The sequence below is a fragment of the Bacillus sp. AR2-1 genome, from assembly GCF_008368755.1.
In the GTDB taxonomy this organism is placed as follows: domain Bacteria; phylum Bacillota; class Bacilli; order Bacillales; family Bacillaceae_G; genus Bacillus_A; species Bacillus_A wiedmannii.
In genome coordinates, this window is sequence record NZ_QORY01000032.1 from 25623 (window position 1) to 42860 (window position 17238).

Genomic DNA, 17238 nt, shown 5'->3' on the forward strand with positions numbered 1-17238 from the left:
CCCTTTTAATTTCGTAAACCAAAGAGACCCTTTTTCATAGAAGATGTATGCTGGGATGGAATATCAAGACCAGCTGCTTCCATAATGTGATGGACCTTTGTATTAATTTGCGGGGAACCAAATTGCATACCCCATTCGTAACTTGTACGATCTCTGTCATATGGAATTGTTACTGCAATTTTTTGAGAAGAAAGTTTTTCAATATCTTCTACATAATCCTCATCTGCCATATTTAGTACATGAATCATTCGAGGTAATGTTAGCTTTGCTTCTTCTATTAACTGTAATTCTCGTTTAATGGCTAACGCACCACGAGGATTTCCATTTAGCACATGAACAACAAGATCTGATTGATATAGGATTGGATAACTCAGCACCTCGGATAATTCAGTTGGTACTGAAAGAACGATATAATCATATTCTGTATCTACAAGTGACTCTATAAATGTCGTTACAAACAATTCTTTGTTTTGAATCTCTGGGAATTGAGCTAAGCTATAACCTGATGGAAACACCAGAAAATCCATCTTATCGTGCAATTTTTGCATCAACCTTGGATTCACTTTTTTCTCTAATAAATCTTGCTTGGTACAAATATACTGCGAGAGATTGTATTCATTTTCTTTTCTTACAAGCTCTAATATGTTTTTACTATCGTGGCTAAGACCCGTTCCAACTGAAAAGCTTGGTCTTACTTGGTCTGCTTCTACATAAAGCACCTTTTTCCCTAAATGAGCTAATTCATTTGCCATCGCAATACTTAATGTGCTTTTTCCTACGTTTTCATTTGTTGCATAAAAAGCAATTACTTTAACTTGCCGCTCCATCTTAATAACCCCTTTCTTACTTGGATTCGTTCAGATACTGTGCTACATACTCTTTTACATTTTTAGAAATTGGATTCGTCGAATGCTTCTCTACATAGTCTAAAATGTTCTTCTGATCAGATATTTGCGAGAATCCTTCAGCTGGTTCTAATTCTTTCCCTGTTTGTTCCATCTTTTGTCCAACTGCAACAGGGATTACATCTCCAAGTGTTTTTGCACGATTTAAGTATTGAAGTTGTTCAAGTGAAACAGCCAGTGTATATAATCGCGTTACCTTTGGCTTTTGTTTTCCTTCTTGTTCCTCTTTTGATTCTTTCTTTTCTAGCACAAATGCATCTTCTGTATTGCTATCTTTTGCAGCTGTCACACGTACACGTTGGAACAGACCACCGAAGATAACCTTCTCATTGTCCCCTTCTTTCACAACCTGTTTAAAATACAAGTCCACATACGTGTTTGGAATAATACTATTCCCTGAACTTGTTTCCAAATCAACGAGTAATGGGAAAGCAACTTCTCCATCTTTCAAATTTAAAATGGCAGAGTCCGGTAACTCTTCTTTCTTTACTACTTTGTTTTTAAAGAGATAGCTATTTTCAGAAATGGGTTGCCCATCATTTGTCCACTTCCCTACAACATCTTTTTTGCTTACACGTAATGCATTTGGTGGAATGGCATCACCAGGTAATGTTCGTTCCACTAGCATGTCTTCTTTAATTTCTGTATGCGCAGGTATATCCTTTGCGGCTACAACAATCTTTGTTGGTTTTACTGCATTTTCGACTGCGAAATGATTGTATCCATAGATACCCGCTACTGTTACAGCAGCTAAACCTACCGCAGCAATCTGCTTCTTTTGAAACTTAGATGGCTTCAATGTTTGTATTCCTCCTTTTGTAGTCTTTAAACGCAAAAAAAGGACACACCTATGGCATAATGCGCCTTAGGTGTGTCCTTTTAGCTAATCTAAAGTCTATATGAAAATGTTGGATTTGTTTTCTTTAATATTACAATTCAATATTATGATATATAGAGTTTCATGTCAATCATTTCTAAAAAAATATTATTTTCACCATGCTAAAGCTCTAATTTTAAAAACAAAAAAGCCTAAAAACGTTTTAATATCAGGGTTTTTAAGTAATTAATCACCCCTGAAACATGGTGAAATCATTCTAACTTAATTAAATATTTGAGGGTGGTCAGTTGCTATCCTTTCTCTTTCATTTTATGGAGAAAGGAGGTGATCAAATGGATATAATTTTCACGATAGCAATTGAAGTTTTGAAAGTAATTGCTAGAGAAGTCGCTGTATTTTTTGCAAAACGAGTAGGTAAATACCTATCAACGTCTTGGAAGCAAATACAAAAAAAGCGACGAAAAACGAAAAGAACCACCCACAATGCCGGCAAGCGTTTGAAGGATGATTCTAAGAAAAAATAAACTCTTTTTAGCAACCATCCACCTTGCGGTAGCAGTTACATAAGGCGAGATGTTGGAGCATCTCGTCTTCTTTAGTTTATGCAAAAACTATTGTTATAATACTTCTACACCTATTATAACATCAACTATTGTACATGTCATGCAGATTTATCCACGATAGTTGATGAAAAAGACAAAATTATTATTAAAACGAAATCAATTTTGTTCCTGTTTCAAAATACTTTGCAGGGGCATAACTTTTCCTATTCCTAATTCCCCTTTCTATGAAAAAACTTCTCTCTTTAACAGCTTATCTATTGAGTTACTCAAAATCAATTCTAATTTAATAATTTTGTTCAACAAGTTACGTACTTACGGTAAAATCAATAGACCAAAAGTTTAAATATATCTTATGTTTCTGTTCAAATATAAAAAAATTTGGAAATTTAATAGGCAGTTTAAGTTTAAATACATCTTATGTTTCTGTTCAACAAGGAGCCTCTTTCCCAGGAGCTATGCAGCGATTACTGTTTAAATACATCTTATGTTTCTGTTCAACTCTTTTTCAACTGCATTAATAGAATTATATAAGAACGTTTAAATACATCTTATGTTTCTGTTCAACCAAACGTATCTGATTTAGAAGATACAAGCTTCAATGTGTTTAAATACATCTTATGTTTCTGTTCAACACCTACAACTATGATCACTACGGGAAGTCCTAAATAGTTTAAATACATCTTATGTTTCTGTTCAACATTCATCTACCTGATGGAACGCATAAACAAACGGATTAGTTTAAATACATCTTATGTTTCTGTTCAACCAGAACCAAGCCAAAAACCAATACCAAAACCACCAGAGTTTAAATACATCTTATGTTTCTGTTCAACTTGATTGCCATGATGAAAACGTGTGGTTCTTCAGTGTTTAAATACATCTTATGTTTCTGTTCAACAATAATACGTTTGGATTTAATCGCAGCATGTTATACGTTTAAATACATCTTATGTTTCTGTTCAACAAGTACATCCCTAATAGCACGGCTCCTGGAATACTTGTTTAAATACATCTTATGTTTCTGTTCAACCCAAAGTGTTGTTGGAGAGAAAAGGGGAATAGGAAAGTTTAAATACATCTTATGTTTCTGTTCAACCATGTTGCTGACCCAGATTACTTTATTAAGACAATGTTTAAATACATCTTATGTTTCTGTTCAACAGGAGTTGTCCCCAGTGGGAAAGTTTACCTTCCACAGTTTAAATACATCTTATGTTTCTGTTCAACACCGATTAAATCAACTTTTTATTACCTTCATAATCTATATAATACTATACTGCATATGAGTTTAGTGATTTTTTTACCAGCCGTTCATAAAAAATAGAATTCTCAAAAAAAAATAGTGTAAGCCTTGATTTAACAAAGTTTATTAGACTCCCACTATCATTTCACTTGGTAAATTCACAAAAATAGGAGATCGTTATTATTTCTATACCCTATTTCAATCTCATCAAAGCTATATTCATTTAGCATTTTGATAATAGTAATAAAGTCTTCCCCCTCGTTTATAATATTCCTAATTTCCTTTTCCATTTTTAATAGATTTGAGGGAGTAATCTCCCCCCTAAAAGTAGATTTTTGATAATGATTTAAATATTTTTTACAGATTTTAAAAACTTTCGTCACTCGTTTCTCATTTACATCATAAAAAACAAACGCATAATTAGCATTCATTTGATTTTTCATTATTTTTTCTCCTTTAGATTAAATGGAATAAAAGAATTTCCCTCTAAAATAAATTTTATTAACTTATACGCCTCTAGTTTAATTGCAGTTTGATATGAAATTTTTCGTTTTAATATTGGATGGTGAAATACACTATTAATCCTTTCTTCAAAAGCTGCAATAAATATTTTCTTTCCTTGTTCTGTTAACAAACAATAATTTAATTCTTGATCAAAGTGTTTTTCCACTTTTATTTTTCTATTATTAATCGTTTCAAAGATTGTCCGAAATACAATGATTGGTTTAAACACTTCACATAAATCTAAACACAATGAAAATCTTCCCTCACTTGGTTCATGCAAAAAGCTAATTGACTGGTTCAAATGTGTATGATAAATCTGCGAGATTGTCTTTGAATATAATAAAGAGTTCCCAAAAGATATTAAAGCATTTAAAGGATTATCAGGTGGACGTTTCACCCGCTTATTAAAAACGAATTCTTTAGGTAAGAACAACGAAAACGAATCGTAAAACCTTTTCCATATTGACCCTTCAATAAACAGTAACTGCTGAATAGATATATTCTTTTCAAGCATTCTCGGAATGTCTTTTCTAAGCCAATTTAGTAAAGGCTTTAATTCTTTTACATCATGTTTATAATAATGATAAAGTACTTCCTGTATGTTTCGTCCTATCCCAAGCACAATTGCCTTAGCAATATCTATTCGATATTCCGTAAAAGCTTTTGCTTGTAGTATTGTTAATTTTCCACTTATTAATTGCTCCTTAGGATAATAAGTTCCAGAATACTGTTGGTAATAATTAAAAAAATGGACTACAACTCCCGCCTTACTCAAAAAATCAAAGAGCTTACTATTTAAGCTCACCTCATTCATGCAATAAATTTCTTTTATCCCCTCTATAGGTATATAGGTGTGTCCACTTTCATTTCTAAAAACAAGAGAATTATCTTTACGCTTCAATTCCCCCATATTCAGTAAATATTTAGTTTTATTCCCCATTATTTATCCCCCTAAATATAACAGTATTCAAAGTATGCACATTTTTTACATTTGGCTTTATATATTGGTTCAGCAGGAGCATTCTGTTCTAAATACTGTTGAATTTCAATTAAAACCTCCCTCAATTCTCTTTCTAAAACATCAGTTAATTCCACGTAAATAATATTTTTAGTTTGTTTATTTTTTGTCATAAATTGAATTTTACCTGAACGCTTAATCCCTTTATCCTTTAGTACTTTCAGGTAAAACAACGTCTGCCATTTTACAGCTTCAATATCCGCATCAGACTTCTTAATCTCTATTAAATATTCATTGGTTAACTTATCAATACGAATGCTGTCGATAGCAATTTCTTTCTTCCTTGATTTTTCATTTTTTAACTCATGCAGTATTTTACCAATCCGAACATCCTCACTATTATCTTCTAAATTAATCTTATTTGAAAATAACCAACATTGCCGTTTACAATGAAAATAATAATTCACTATGGTCCCTGTTATTTTCATAAAAACATGCTCTCCGCTCCATCAATATATTTTTCACGATTAAATTTCTTCAGTCCCGTTTCAGAATCGATTTCCATATATTTTTCACCATCTTTCACATAAAATATGTCCCCTATTTTCTTATCCCAACATGGGGGATGTGGCTTTCCATTGGAGTAAAGTGTATAAGTAAAATATGACATATACTGCTTTAACCTAGATATCTCTATTTGCCTATGTGCATAACTCATTGTTTTATCATTCAGTAGTCTCTCATACTCTTCCCAAACCTCTTCCCCCTCTATTAATTCGCCATTCTTAAGAATTAAATCGTGAGAAATAAACAATGTAAGTGTTTTTTCGCTAATTAACTCCATATGTTTAGACATTGCTTCGAACTCTAAATACTTTATATTGTTTAAAAATATATCTTTATTTGTTAAACCTTGCCGTGTATTTCTTTCAATTAAACGTTTGAAATTCAATTGATAAAAACCAATAAAATCTTTCTTATTCAAGTTTTCCTGATACTCTTTAAAATGCAGATTCTTTTCTGCACGCAAATCATTACGATATATTGTTTCTGTTTTATCTAAATCAAAAAAGTAAGCGTGACTGTTTGTACGTAAACAAGAGCGATTGATACGTCCTAAAAATTGTTCCTCTGCATCCATAATTGAGATATCTTTAAAACCAATATCCATATCTATATCTACACCCGCTTCTATTACTTGTGTTGCGACAACAATAACATTTTCTAATATAAAATTACCTGTAATATCCTTTTTGTTAATTTCATTTAATATGATATTACGGTAATAGTTGTTGTCATCTCCTGTTAACTCTATTACCTTCATACCTCTAAACTTTTCTTTTACAATGTTGTAGCATTCTCTTGCAGATTTTTTACTAATAAACTCTATTAATACCCTGCTCTTTTCTCTCTCTTCTACTACTAGCTGTATTTTATTAAGTAATTTCTCCATAGTTATCTTTTCTTCATTTAATAATTCAAAATGTAATTTAACACGATCTTTAAATAAAGGATGTTGAAAATATTGTTCTCTATCTTTTATCAACTCAACAAAGCAGGTTTCTTCAAGTAATAGTTTATCTAAACGCGGAAGAGTTGCAGACATGATAATAAATTTAATATTAAAACATTCACTAATTTCATGTAGAAAGTGAATAATCTCAGGCCAAATAATATTTCGGTAACTTTGTATTTCATCTAAAATAACAACGCTATTACATAAATGTACAAGCGCTAAATTAGCTTCTCTTCCTACACCAAATATATAATTAAAAAAATTCACATGAGATGTCAAAGTGACTGGGTATTGCAACATTTGTCTTCTGAACAATTCTTCTTCGTACTTTAATGTAGGTTCCTCCATTTCTATTTCTGATTTTGTAACAATGGGAGTCACCGAATTCACTAAAGATATACGATATTTCTCTTGAAGTTCTTCTGAATATATTTTACTAAAGGTACTTTTTGTTTGTTCAATTAGAGTGTTAAAAGGGAATACATACACAACCTTATTTGTATGCTCATTTTGGTGCAATAACTTTAAGGACAAGTTCAAGGACATATTCGTCTTACCACTCCCCGTTGGAGCTTCTAAATAAAATAAATTTCTATCCACATTGTTAAGAATTTGTTCTTCAGATAATAGAAACAAGTCTGATCTTAAAGCATTTATCGGACATTCATTAAAGTAACTTGTGTCCTGCTTATACAACTGAATCCCTTTATACAAGTCTGTCTCATGATAAATACCCATTAACTCCTCTATATTTTCTTCCTGTAAATAATAGAAGGTTGGTTGCGAGCCATTCATATATGTGTATGTCGCTAAAGAATCACAACTTACAATTGCCGAAAATAATAATTTAATTAGCAAATAAAATGGAGTTGGCTTATGTCCATCTTCGAAGCGAAAATTTTCTATATCTTCATATGGTTCCACGGATAATTCTTCTAATAGGCGACCTTTATACGCATAATATTCTACATATTCAGGTGTTTCCTTTAGCTTACGATGTAAATAATTTAACTTTCTATAAAATTCGGCTGTATGTATATCTTCTAAATACGTATGATGCCTTGAAATGCAATAGGCAAAAGTATAGAGAACATGGTTTAAAAATCCTCGTATCCCCTCATCTTCAAACTCTTTCACTTCTATACAAAAAATATCAATATAAAGAAGTGCGGATAACATAGAATGAGTCTTATCGCTATATTCACTGCCTTTTCCCACGGAAATCAAGCAGTTTTTCATCTTCAAAACCTGAAATGCTGGATTAATTTTCCCTAAATCGTGTAAATAAACTGCTTGTTCAAATAGCCTTTTAATAAAAAATTTTACTTCATTTTCTAAATATTCTTCATCAAATGTTAAACGATTTAATATCCGATCTAATACTTCTTCTAATCCATTTTCACTTTTCAATTTTTGATAGAAGAGTAATGTTAAATTAGAGTGTTCTCCTAGCGTTTCTTTTTTCCTTGTCCCATTGGTATGAGCAAACAACCTGTCACTACTTAATAAATAATTATGAATTCCCATCACACACCTCTTATCTATGAAAAGAACTCTCTTATTCAATATATAAAATAAGAGAGTCCCCTAATGGTTTAAATAAATGCAATAACTCGTCCTTCAGTTTGAAAAGCAAACAATGTAGAAGACGTTTGTTTTATTTTTCTATTTGTATGTACAATCTCATCAAATTCATAATAATTCAACTCAGGATTTAATTGAATAGGAATATATTCTTGGAAAAAATATATCGGATTGTTATCATATGTTCCCCTTGCCGAAAAGAAAATATCTTTTGAATAAACCAATGACTCAATCCCACACACCTCATCTACTTCCTCTAGCTCTACAAGACGAACATGTTCTATAGTAGCTGGATGGTCATTCTTTCCTAAATACGGGACATACTTGCAAGTAGAAGAAATTAAGTAATTTTTCAACTTATTATATGTTTCTTCTTCTAAACTTCCATCATTCCACAGATAAATTGTCCAGTGCGGCTTTTCTAACCATTGTTCCCGAACAATTAAATTCCCTCCCACTTCTTTACTTGCATATCCGACAGTATTATTAAACACTTGGATTTTCTTTAAAAAATACCCACGATCTCCATGTGGTACAATGCTAACCTTTAATTTATTTAACAACTGATAAAACTCGGGATATTGATTAAAAGTAGAACTCCCTTCTTCTGTTATACTTTTTTGTTGCTGTGTGTATCCTCCAGCACCAATAATCGCACCCAACAGTCCATATAGCGCAATTTTATGTATATGACTATATGTAAAATAAACATTAGCATTTACATCTGGTTTTTTAAAAAATGCGGTTCTTCCCTTTAATTCAAATGCTATTGCCTCCATATTCTCTCTCCTATACTGATAGTAATTCTAGTTCTTCCTCAGTGAATATATTTTTACGCACAAACATATCAGTAGTGGTAATAATAGACGTAGTTAGAGGATTATAATAAATTTCAATATTCTCTAGCTTATTTTGGAACGGTTTTAATAGTTCCTCTACTTTCTTCATATCTACACTGTACAAATTATCTTGTTTATTAAATTCAATGTATGGATCTAGTTGTGGCAAATATAGAGGTTCTTCTTCTTTACATTCTACAAATAAGGCGAAGTTGTTATAGCAACCAGATTTACTATTCGTATTAAGTGCAGTTGCTCCTATTAATGAGGCTTTCTTAAATTTCATATATGCTTCTTCTGTATACCCATCAAATTCATCAATGAAGTTTGTATATTCATCATAATTATTTGGATTTACAGAAAACGGATAAATATAATGCGCTTCGTTGCTAACAATTTTTGTCCCTAAACTTGATGCATCAGCATTTTCCTTATTAGAATTACGAAACGGGGATAATATGTCTTGTACTTCTGTTGTAGTATCTTCATATTTATTCATCCCTTGACCAATTTGGACCACACCAGTTAATCCAATATTTTGGCCTTCTACCGCAAATGTTGCACCAAAATTCATCACATCTATCGATGAAAATAAATTCTTTAATACATCTACAGTCTTTGATTTCTTTGAAATTTCTGTATCAAATATTTCTTGATAACGCTCGGTTAATTCTTTTGGTTGCATCTTTCCTTCTTTAGGATTTATCTTATAAGATTTAATATAGAGCACCTTTTCTCCTTGATTAACCCAGTATTTTTTCATACTAAACTTCAATGCTTTGTCACTACCAAACACGATACCATCACTCGTGGATTTTGGTCTACCTGTAAAATCAGCATTCCAGTTTGACATAATACTTGAAACTCCAATTACTCCATATACTCGTTTCTTCCATTTATTCACCCTTCACAACTCCTTCTTCATATTTTTCATAAAACATATTACTTGCTAATAAACCTGCCAATAATATATCTTTATTTTCTCCTTTGCTTATTCCTTCTGACTCATATCCCATAACCATTCCAAAGGCATTTTTAAAAGGAGTGTTTTTCATGCTAATAGCATGCCCGTATGTTATTAGCAAGTCTTCTAAACGACGTTTTACTTGATGTGCATATTTAGCACGTAAAATAGGCTCAAACATCCCTATTGTTTTAGACTTTGCTTGCGATTGTGATAATAAATAATACCCTATTTGCCCAGCTAAGTAATAAAACTCTTGGTCACTTTCACAAACAACCAAGTCTTTACTTTTAACCTTTTCTTTTAACATATTGCTTACATTGCGTATGCAATCTGCCATTTCCTCTCCTCCTTTAATACGAAAATACTTTAAAAGTGCCAAGCGTAAATTAAACGCTTCTGCTAATTGTTTAATATGAGTTCCTTCAACTGTTCTATAGAGTTGTTCTTCTATTAAGTTAAAAGTTAATTTATTAATTGTTCCTCTTAATGAATCTTCTGTCCCTTTATTAAAGAAATCATATAGGGCCTGTCTACTTTCAAGAAAATACGTCAACATATTATTTGTAAAATCATTACTTTTGATTTCTGGTTGAGAATTTAAAAATCCCCCTTGTAGTCTTCCTCTAAAAAAATACTTATTAATAAGACCCTGCACTTCTTCACGTGTATCCACATTATAATCCGCTCGCGCAATAAAAATATCATCCACTTTTTCTGTGACATTTATTACATTCTTGAATTCTATTCCAGTCCCATTCAACTTTTCTGAAGCAAAAAATGGTACATTTTCAAAGAAATCGATACTGCCATTTTTATCAATCCGAATATGATAAGCTCCTGCTTTTCTTGATGGTTGGGAAGTGAAGATTGTATCACTTGGGAATACATGCTCTTTAAATTTCCCTTTTGTCTCGAGCCAAGAATAGAAATCCTTTCTTACAATTGCTTGATCTACTGGAATACGTAAAGGCACGTTAGCTTTTAATGTCTTTAATAATAAAAACGGTTTTTTACTATTTACTGTCATATCCCCACTTGGTAAACCAACAATAGATGAAGAATTAGCATAATTATATGCGTCAACAGTAAAAATTCTTGGTAAAATATATAATTCATATTCATTTCTATAAATATCTTCATTGGCATCAAAGAAAATTTTTATATAATTTTTAAAGCTATATTGCTCTTTCAATTTATGGAACAATTCAATAATTCCAGGTATATTTTTTATCAAAAAATGCTTATATTCATAATTTCTTTGTATCCGTGTCTCATCGTTCGACGCCATCATTAAATGTGGATAATACCTATGAAAGAAATCCTCTCTTTCTTTTAATATCTTTTCTTTTAATTCCTTAGACTTTGTTACGATTGGATATGCATCTAAAAACTTCGTTGAGGATTTTTGTAATTTTAAATAGAATTCTTCAATGCTTATCGCCAATTGTTCTGGAGTATATATTTTCTTTTCACCAATTAGCAATTCATCTTTCATGAAAAATGTAAGCGGATTTGTACTATGTACCTTCTTTCCCGGAAGATCAATTAATTTATTTGCATCATCATTCAGCATACTACTATAAAAATCCCTAATCTTAAACCATTCATAAAGGTCTCTTTTTTCAATGATTTCATCTGCTTGGTTTATATGAACATAGATATTTTGATTTACATTTTGCACATTCTCTTCAAACGTCTTGGTAACATCAAATCTAATATAAAGTCCATTTTTCAACTTATAGTTATCCAATACGATATTTGGATTTTCATTAATAGCAATCTGAAATTTCTTAACTAAATCTATTAACACAATTTCACCACCTATAGGTAATTTGCGAAGCAAAATCCGCAACCAAGTGCGCTATTTTTCTCACCTATTCCTGCTCCTATTGCTACACGTGCTAACAATTGCGATTTCTCATCATCTTTTACAGTGATTTTAAATTTATTCCCTAGTAACTTAATACCCTTATAGCTAGTTTTTATAGGTTTACGGTTAATAAATTCAATACGCTGAATAAATGATTCAGTAAATAACTCCTCCCCGTAAAAGGCTTTATATTTTTTCTCTAAATTGGCTTGTAATCTATTACATAATACATCTAAACTATCTTCTGGTAAAAATGGCTTATTATCCACCGTTATAACAACTGGAGTAACTGTATATAGATCGACTATATGTTTTTGTGATAGCTGTTTATATTCTGATGATAAGATTTGTATGAAAGAATTTTTGATTACAGGTAAAAACTCTTTTAAATCTTTAAGAAATCTATAATCCAAACTTTTCAATCGAAATACATACACTCGACCACTTTTGTATATTTTATCTTTTTCAAATGGATAAAAATTACTAAAAACATAATTTTTATAACCTTTTCTTTCATGCAAGGCTTTTAATTTTTCACTTCGAAGCATCGCTTTGTTGATGAAACTACCAATTAATTGCAAACTATCCTCATAATGAAGATCTTCTTTCAATAAAGTTGTAATTATTAACTCAAAATTCAAATTTTAACACCTCCTAAAAATAGGATATCATATTATAATTAATATTACGATTTATTTATGTTACAAAAATGTAAACAATTAAATTATACTAAGCTCCTTCAACACCCTATCCTCCCCACCTTATATTTCTATTTTAAATAAAAAAGCACAACTCTTATTAAACTGTCCATTTTATAGAGGTCAGTACAAATCAAGAGTGTGCTTTTTTATTTCGAAATTATAATACTTTCTACTTTATTATTTAACCAGATTACTTCCTAAACCAATAACATTTTTTAGTTTTTAATCACATCTTATGTTTCTATTCAATAAATTCTTTAAATCATACGTTATGATAAGATTTGTAGTTTAAATACATCTTATGTTACTGTTCAACCTCTATGACCGAATTTCGGGAAATTTGTGGTATTAGTTTAAATACATTATATGTTATTGTTCAACAACATGTGTCCTTTAATATCTGAAAATGAATTTTGTTTAAATACATCTTATGTTATTGTTCAACCAAAGGGAAGTATAAATATAATTCGTTTAAATTACTGTTTAAATACATCTTATGTTATTGTTCAACTGTATGAAGTTGGATATCAGGTGCCTCTTCATTAAGTTTAAATACATCTTATGTTATTGTTCAACTGTATGAAGTTGGATATCAGGTGCCTCTTCATTAAGTTTAAATACATCTTATGTTATTGTTCAACAATTAAATCTGCTGCCGAAAAACCTACCGCTGTTTTGTTTAAATACATCATATGTTATTGTTCAACATACGTTGAAAGGCAATATCGGAACTGACAATTTAAGGTTTAAATACATCATATGTTATTGTTCAACCCTTTGCGGAAGCCGTGTCTACAACAGAAGTAGAGTGTTTAAATACATCATATGTTATTGTTCAACCATTCAAAGTGCAATAAGATATAAGTCGCTAAAGCGTTTAAATACATCATATGTTATTGTTCAACCAACACCTTTTGTTTCAACTTTACCCCCATCTAAAGAGTTTAAATACATCATATGTTATTGTTCAACAAACACCGCAACATCGATGCCCGTTATCAAGCCACCGTTTAAATACATCATATGTTATTGTTCAACGAGAAATGCCAGGTACAAAAACATAACACAAACATGTTTAAATACATCATATGTTATTGTTCAACCAGGTCAAGTGATACACGTCGTAAAATCGTGTAAGGGTTTAAATACATCATATGTTATTGTTCAACTGTATGAAGTTGGATATCAGGTGCCTCTTCATTAAGTTTAAATACATCTTATGTTATTGTTCAACGGACTGAGCCCGTAAGGGACCAGGAGGATAAGGAGTGTTTAAATACATCATATGTTATTGTTCAACACTGAAGAAAGAACAAGAACAGGAGGCGGTTTAAAGTTTAAATACATCATATGTTATTGTTCAACCTTTAGAAGATATAAACAATGCTTTGAAAAATATGTTTAAATACATCATATGTTATTGTTCAACAAAAGACCCGATGGACAATTTGCCCGATTTACCTGAGTTTAAATACATCATATGTTATTGTTCAACCCATACTTGCATACCTTCTCTAGCTGCTATGATTTGGTTTAAATACATCATATGTTATTGTTCAACATGCTTGAGGAGCACGGATACCACTTCCATAAGAAGTTTAAATACATCATATGTTATTGTTCAACCAGAAAGAGAGCAACCTGTAGGAAGAGATCCTGTTAGTTTAAATACATCATATGTTATTGTTCAACTTGGTTTCTTATTGAAACTAGCAGCACCTTTCGCCGGTTTAAATACATCATATGTTATTGTTCAACAAATGAAGAAGGTTCAAAACCACCGAAACCAAATATGTTTAAATACATCATATGTTATTGTTCAACACCGAATAATACTGGCTCTTTATTTCCTGCATCCACTATTATACTATAGAAATCGTGGGTTTATACGTTTTTTACCAGCTAATTGATATAAACCTCATTAACTTAGAATTCATACAGAAATCCCTTACTTTATCTACATTTACATGTTATCACCAATACTTTAGGTTGGTAAATAATCTGGTAAAATATTCGGTAACTTCCTTATTATCCTATATTGTTCGATGAAAATATGTAAAAAATTAAAATGAAACTAATTTTGTTCCCGTTTCGAAATACTTTGCAGGAGCATAACTTTTCCCATTTCGATCCTGAAATTCGTTTCCAATGTATAACGATACAATCATTGCGATTACTCCAATAAAAATAGCTCTTCTCACACGCTGCTTTTTCTTTTTATCCACTCAGATTTCCCCTTTCTACGAAAAAAGGCACACCCCATTAAGGGGTGTGCCTTTGGTTTATCCATTCAGCTACTAGTTTAAGAAGGATTATATACTTTTGTCGATTCAAGTTATTATACAATACTATTTAACTAATTTCTATTCTTCATATAGTACCAGTTTGACAGATCAGTAATAATATGTTCCTTTCCAACCCAGTTCCAACCTGGTGTTTGTACAGGAAACGGAAGATCTGCAAGTACCCTTCTCTTTTTAAAATCATCGTACGCTACACCTTTAATTTCCACTTCATTTGTCAGGCACAAGCTCATTTCATTTACACCTGCTGGGTTTGTTTCAACATTAAACGCATATTTCCCATCTTTCGTTTTTAATGGCGCATACCATTTGCGCTGGCCATCAATAATTTTTTCTTGCCCATCCCAATATAAAGACTTAGTTGGTCTTTTACTATCGAAGACATGTCCTGTTACTTCAGACAAGTACATATTTTTCGGTAGGAATTTTGATGTTAAGCCATTATTAGAAACACTCTCTAAATCATGTGTCGTTTTTAGTCCTTCATCTGCAAATGGATATTGTGCCGTTGCTTTTGTAAATACACCTGGATAATTGGCATTCCAATCATTTCTGTATTTTCCGTTTACCTCATAAGAAAAGCCATACCCAGCATGGAGCTTAGATGGTGCTAAACTATCAACACTCCCACTTAATGTTTCATAATACATTTCTCCCACTGTGTCTTCTTTTGATACACGTTCACTTACTGTTTCTACCACACCTTTTACACTAGTTACACTGCACATCCCATTTTCATGCGATGGTGCATAGATAGCCGTTTTAATTGGATTATTTTTGTATGTGGTTTCTTCTATGTCTATACGATTACCAGCAGGGTTAATTTCCGCTTGAATTGTTCCTTTCCCTTTATGCTGCCAATCAAGATTCAACGTTTTCTTTTCTCCCTCTGTTAATCTTACCTTTTCTAATGCTACTTGTTGTCCGTTATGCTTAAGCACGACTACTGTTTCAGGATTTGCATATTTCGTTTCTAGCGCGTCTAACTTTTTAATTTTATTTTTCTCTTTTTCTAACTTCTGCCTTGCTGTATCTAGCCTACTTGCAGCATCGTCTAATCTATTTTCTTCCCAAGAGCAGTCCCTATCATAATAGTGATGGTTCCCTTCTTCGTCTATCTGATGGATTGGATTACGACGACAATAGCTTAAACTAGACTGTGCACTATCCCTAGCGGATTCAGAACTATATACTTCCTGCTGAGATTTATTAATATCATTATTTACCTTTGCTCTATATTGGTCACGTTCTGGTTTCAAATTATCACGTGATACATCTATTCTTGTTTTTATATTCTTTCCTTCTCTTGCTGTTTCTCCTTCAATTCGGTCAGCTGAGAAATCAATTTTAAATTTATAGTCATCTTCATTACCTGGATCTGGATTAGGTGTTACCTCTGTCCCACAGTTACCATCTACGATAAAATCAACAGTTTTCTCATTTGATTCCCTTTGAACAGCATCAAGTACTTTAATCTTCGCAGTATATCGGCCACACATTTGTGGCTGCCATTTAGCATCATCTTTTGTAAATTTCCCAGCATCTCCTTCATTGGCTCTTTCATTATCTTTTTGCGGATTTGAGCGTAAATAATTTTCTTGATGATGCACAGTTTCGCCATCTTTTATAATATCTAGCATCCATTTAACTCGGTTCCGTTCTCCAGCAGCTTTTTGATAAGGGTTTACTGTTGTTCCATTTTGATCACGGTCATTGTATCCCTTATTTTTACTTACATACTCAAAACCGTTAAATATAAATTTCACAGGTATATCTTTTTTTCCACTCATAGCTTGAAAGCCTTTTACTTGAGGTTTACTTGTACGTACATACCACAAGCTATACCGATTTACATTATCTACACCACTAGCACCAGCATATCCACCAGAAAGATATGCAATGTCACGGATCCAATAAAACTGTCCAAGTTCTCTAAAACTTTCATAAGTTTGTATCATATGTTTATCCATATTTTCTAAAACGAATTCTGGGTTTCCCCAATATTTACTAGAAATAACAGAATTATTTACCCTTTCTATTTCAGTCACCATACGGTCACCCGCTGGTACTTTACCATTTAAATAACCTTCATTTGCAATTCGAATATATGGCTCTGAAGTATCTTCAGCTTGTACTAAATTCTCCCTTGGGTTCTCCCAATTAAAAGAACCATTATATACTGCAGGAAAGTGCACATCGGCCCTATATAAAGATTCTTTAGCTGCATATCGACTTCCAGGTCTATAATATTTTCCTGGCAACTGTAAGTTAAGTGAAGTCAAAAATGAATCATTTTGACCGTTATAGAATGGGACATCGTTGTTTTTAGCACTTGCCATACTAGGTATAGCAATCATAGTTGAAGTACAAATAAATAGTAAACCTCTTTTAAATTTCATTTTTTCTCCTCCCGAAACATAAAAAAGGACACACCTGTACCATTGGGA

At 31.8% G+C, this 17238-nt stretch carries 13 protein-coding genes and 2 CRISPR repeat arrays; of the genes, 1 reads left to right on the plus strand and 12 read right to left on the minus strand.

The window, feature by feature from the left end:
- Window positions 1-5: 5 nt before the first annotated feature.
- Both DT250_RS28150 and cpaB read right to left on the minus strand, forming a co-directional pair.
- Window positions 6-827 carry a CpaE/TadZ family protein gene (locus DT250_RS28150; protein ID WP_149214084.1) on the minus strand — a complete coding sequence of 274 codons (822 nt, stop codon included), beginning with the start codon at window positions 825-827 and terminating at the stop codon, window positions 6-8.
- A 16-nt stretch (window positions 828-843) separates the two neighbouring features.
- Window positions 844-1704, minus strand: a complete 861-nt coding sequence (gene cpaB, locus DT250_RS28155; RefSeq protein WP_149214085.1) for a Flp pilus assembly protein CpaB — start codon at window positions 1702-1704, stop codon at window positions 844-846.
- A gap of 371 nt (window positions 1705-2075) precedes the next feature.
- On the opposite strand from cpaB, the gene DT250_RS28160 reads away from it, so the two are divergent.
- The gene (locus DT250_RS28160; protein WP_149214086.1) at window positions 2076-2267 is read left to right on the plus strand and encodes a hypothetical protein; all 192 of its coding nucleotides are present in this window, start codon (window positions 2076-2078) and stop codon (window positions 2265-2267) included.
- A gap of 376 nt (window positions 2268-2643) precedes the next feature.
- Window positions 2644-3533: a CRISPR direct-repeat array (repeat unit 30 nt; unit sequence GTTTAAATACATCTTATGTTTCTGTTCAAC).
- 174 nt (window positions 3534-3707) lie between these two features.
- On the opposite strand, the gene cas2 is transcribed toward DT250_RS28160, so the two are convergent.
- The 10 genes from cas2 to DT250_RS28205 form a co-directional block, all read right to left on the minus strand.
- Complete coding sequence (gene cas2 / locus DT250_RS28165) at window positions 3708-3992, minus strand: CRISPR-associated endonuclease Cas2 (RefSeq protein WP_131934987.1); 285 nt, start codon at window positions 3990-3992, stop codon at window positions 3708-3710.
- Window positions 3992-4993 (minus strand): type I-B CRISPR-associated endonuclease Cas1b, encoded by a 1002-nt coding sequence (gene cas1b / locus DT250_RS28170; protein WP_149214087.1) that lies wholly within the window; start codon window positions 4991-4993, stop codon window positions 3992-3994. Before cas1b ends, cas2 begins: the two co-directional genes overlap by 1 nt.
- 11 nt (window positions 4994-5004) lie before the next feature.
- A complete protein-coding gene (cas4, locus tag DT250_RS28175; protein ID WP_131934989.1) occupies window positions 5005-5499 on the minus strand; it encodes a CRISPR-associated protein Cas4 in 495 nt (164 codons plus the stop codon).
- Window positions 5496-8054, minus strand: a complete 2559-nt coding sequence (cas3, locus tag DT250_RS28180; protein WP_149214088.1) for a CRISPR-associated helicase Cas3' — start codon at window positions 8052-8054, stop codon at window positions 5496-5498. The genes cas4 and cas3 overlap by 4 nt, the downstream gene beginning before the upstream one ends.
- Window positions 8055-8122: 68 nt before the next feature.
- A complete protein-coding gene (gene cas5b / locus DT250_RS28185) occupies window positions 8123-8890 on the minus strand; it encodes a type I-B CRISPR-associated protein Cas5b (protein ID WP_131934991.1) in 768 nt (255 codons plus the stop codon).
- A gap of 10 nt (window positions 8891-8900) precedes the next feature.
- The gene (locus DT250_RS28190; RefSeq protein WP_131934992.1) at window positions 8901-9854 is read right to left on the minus strand and encodes a type I CRISPR-associated protein Cas7; all 954 of its coding nucleotides are present in this window, start codon (window positions 9852-9854) and stop codon (window positions 8901-8903) included.
- Window positions 9847-11727, minus strand: coding sequence for a hypothetical protein (locus DT250_RS28195; RefSeq protein ID WP_149214089.1), 1881 nt, complete (start codon window positions 11725-11727; stop codon window positions 9847-9849). Before DT250_RS28195 ends, DT250_RS28190 begins: the two co-directional genes overlap by 8 nt.
- An 11-nt stretch (window positions 11728-11738) precedes the next feature.
- Complete coding sequence (gene cas6, locus DT250_RS28200) at window positions 11739-12428, minus strand: CRISPR-associated endoribonuclease Cas6 (RefSeq protein WP_131934994.1); 690 nt, start codon at window positions 12426-12428, stop codon at window positions 11739-11741.
- Window positions 12429-12774: 346 nt separating this feature from the next.
- Window positions 12775-14312: direct repeats of the CRISPR family, unit length 30 nt; unit sequence GTTTAAATACATCATATGTTATTGTTCAAC.
- 239 nt (window positions 14313-14551) lie between these two features.
- Window positions 14552-14713, minus strand: a complete 162-nt coding sequence (locus tag DT250_RS31890; protein WP_179952871.1) for a hypothetical protein — start codon at window positions 14711-14713, stop codon at window positions 14552-14554.
- Between the two features lie 131 nt (window positions 14714-14844).
- On the minus strand, window positions 14845-17190 hold the full coding sequence (locus DT250_RS28205; RefSeq protein WP_149214090.1) for a hypothetical protein: 2346 nt from the start codon (window positions 17188-17190) through the stop codon (window positions 14845-14847).
- Window positions 17191-17238 lie beyond the last annotated feature (48 nt).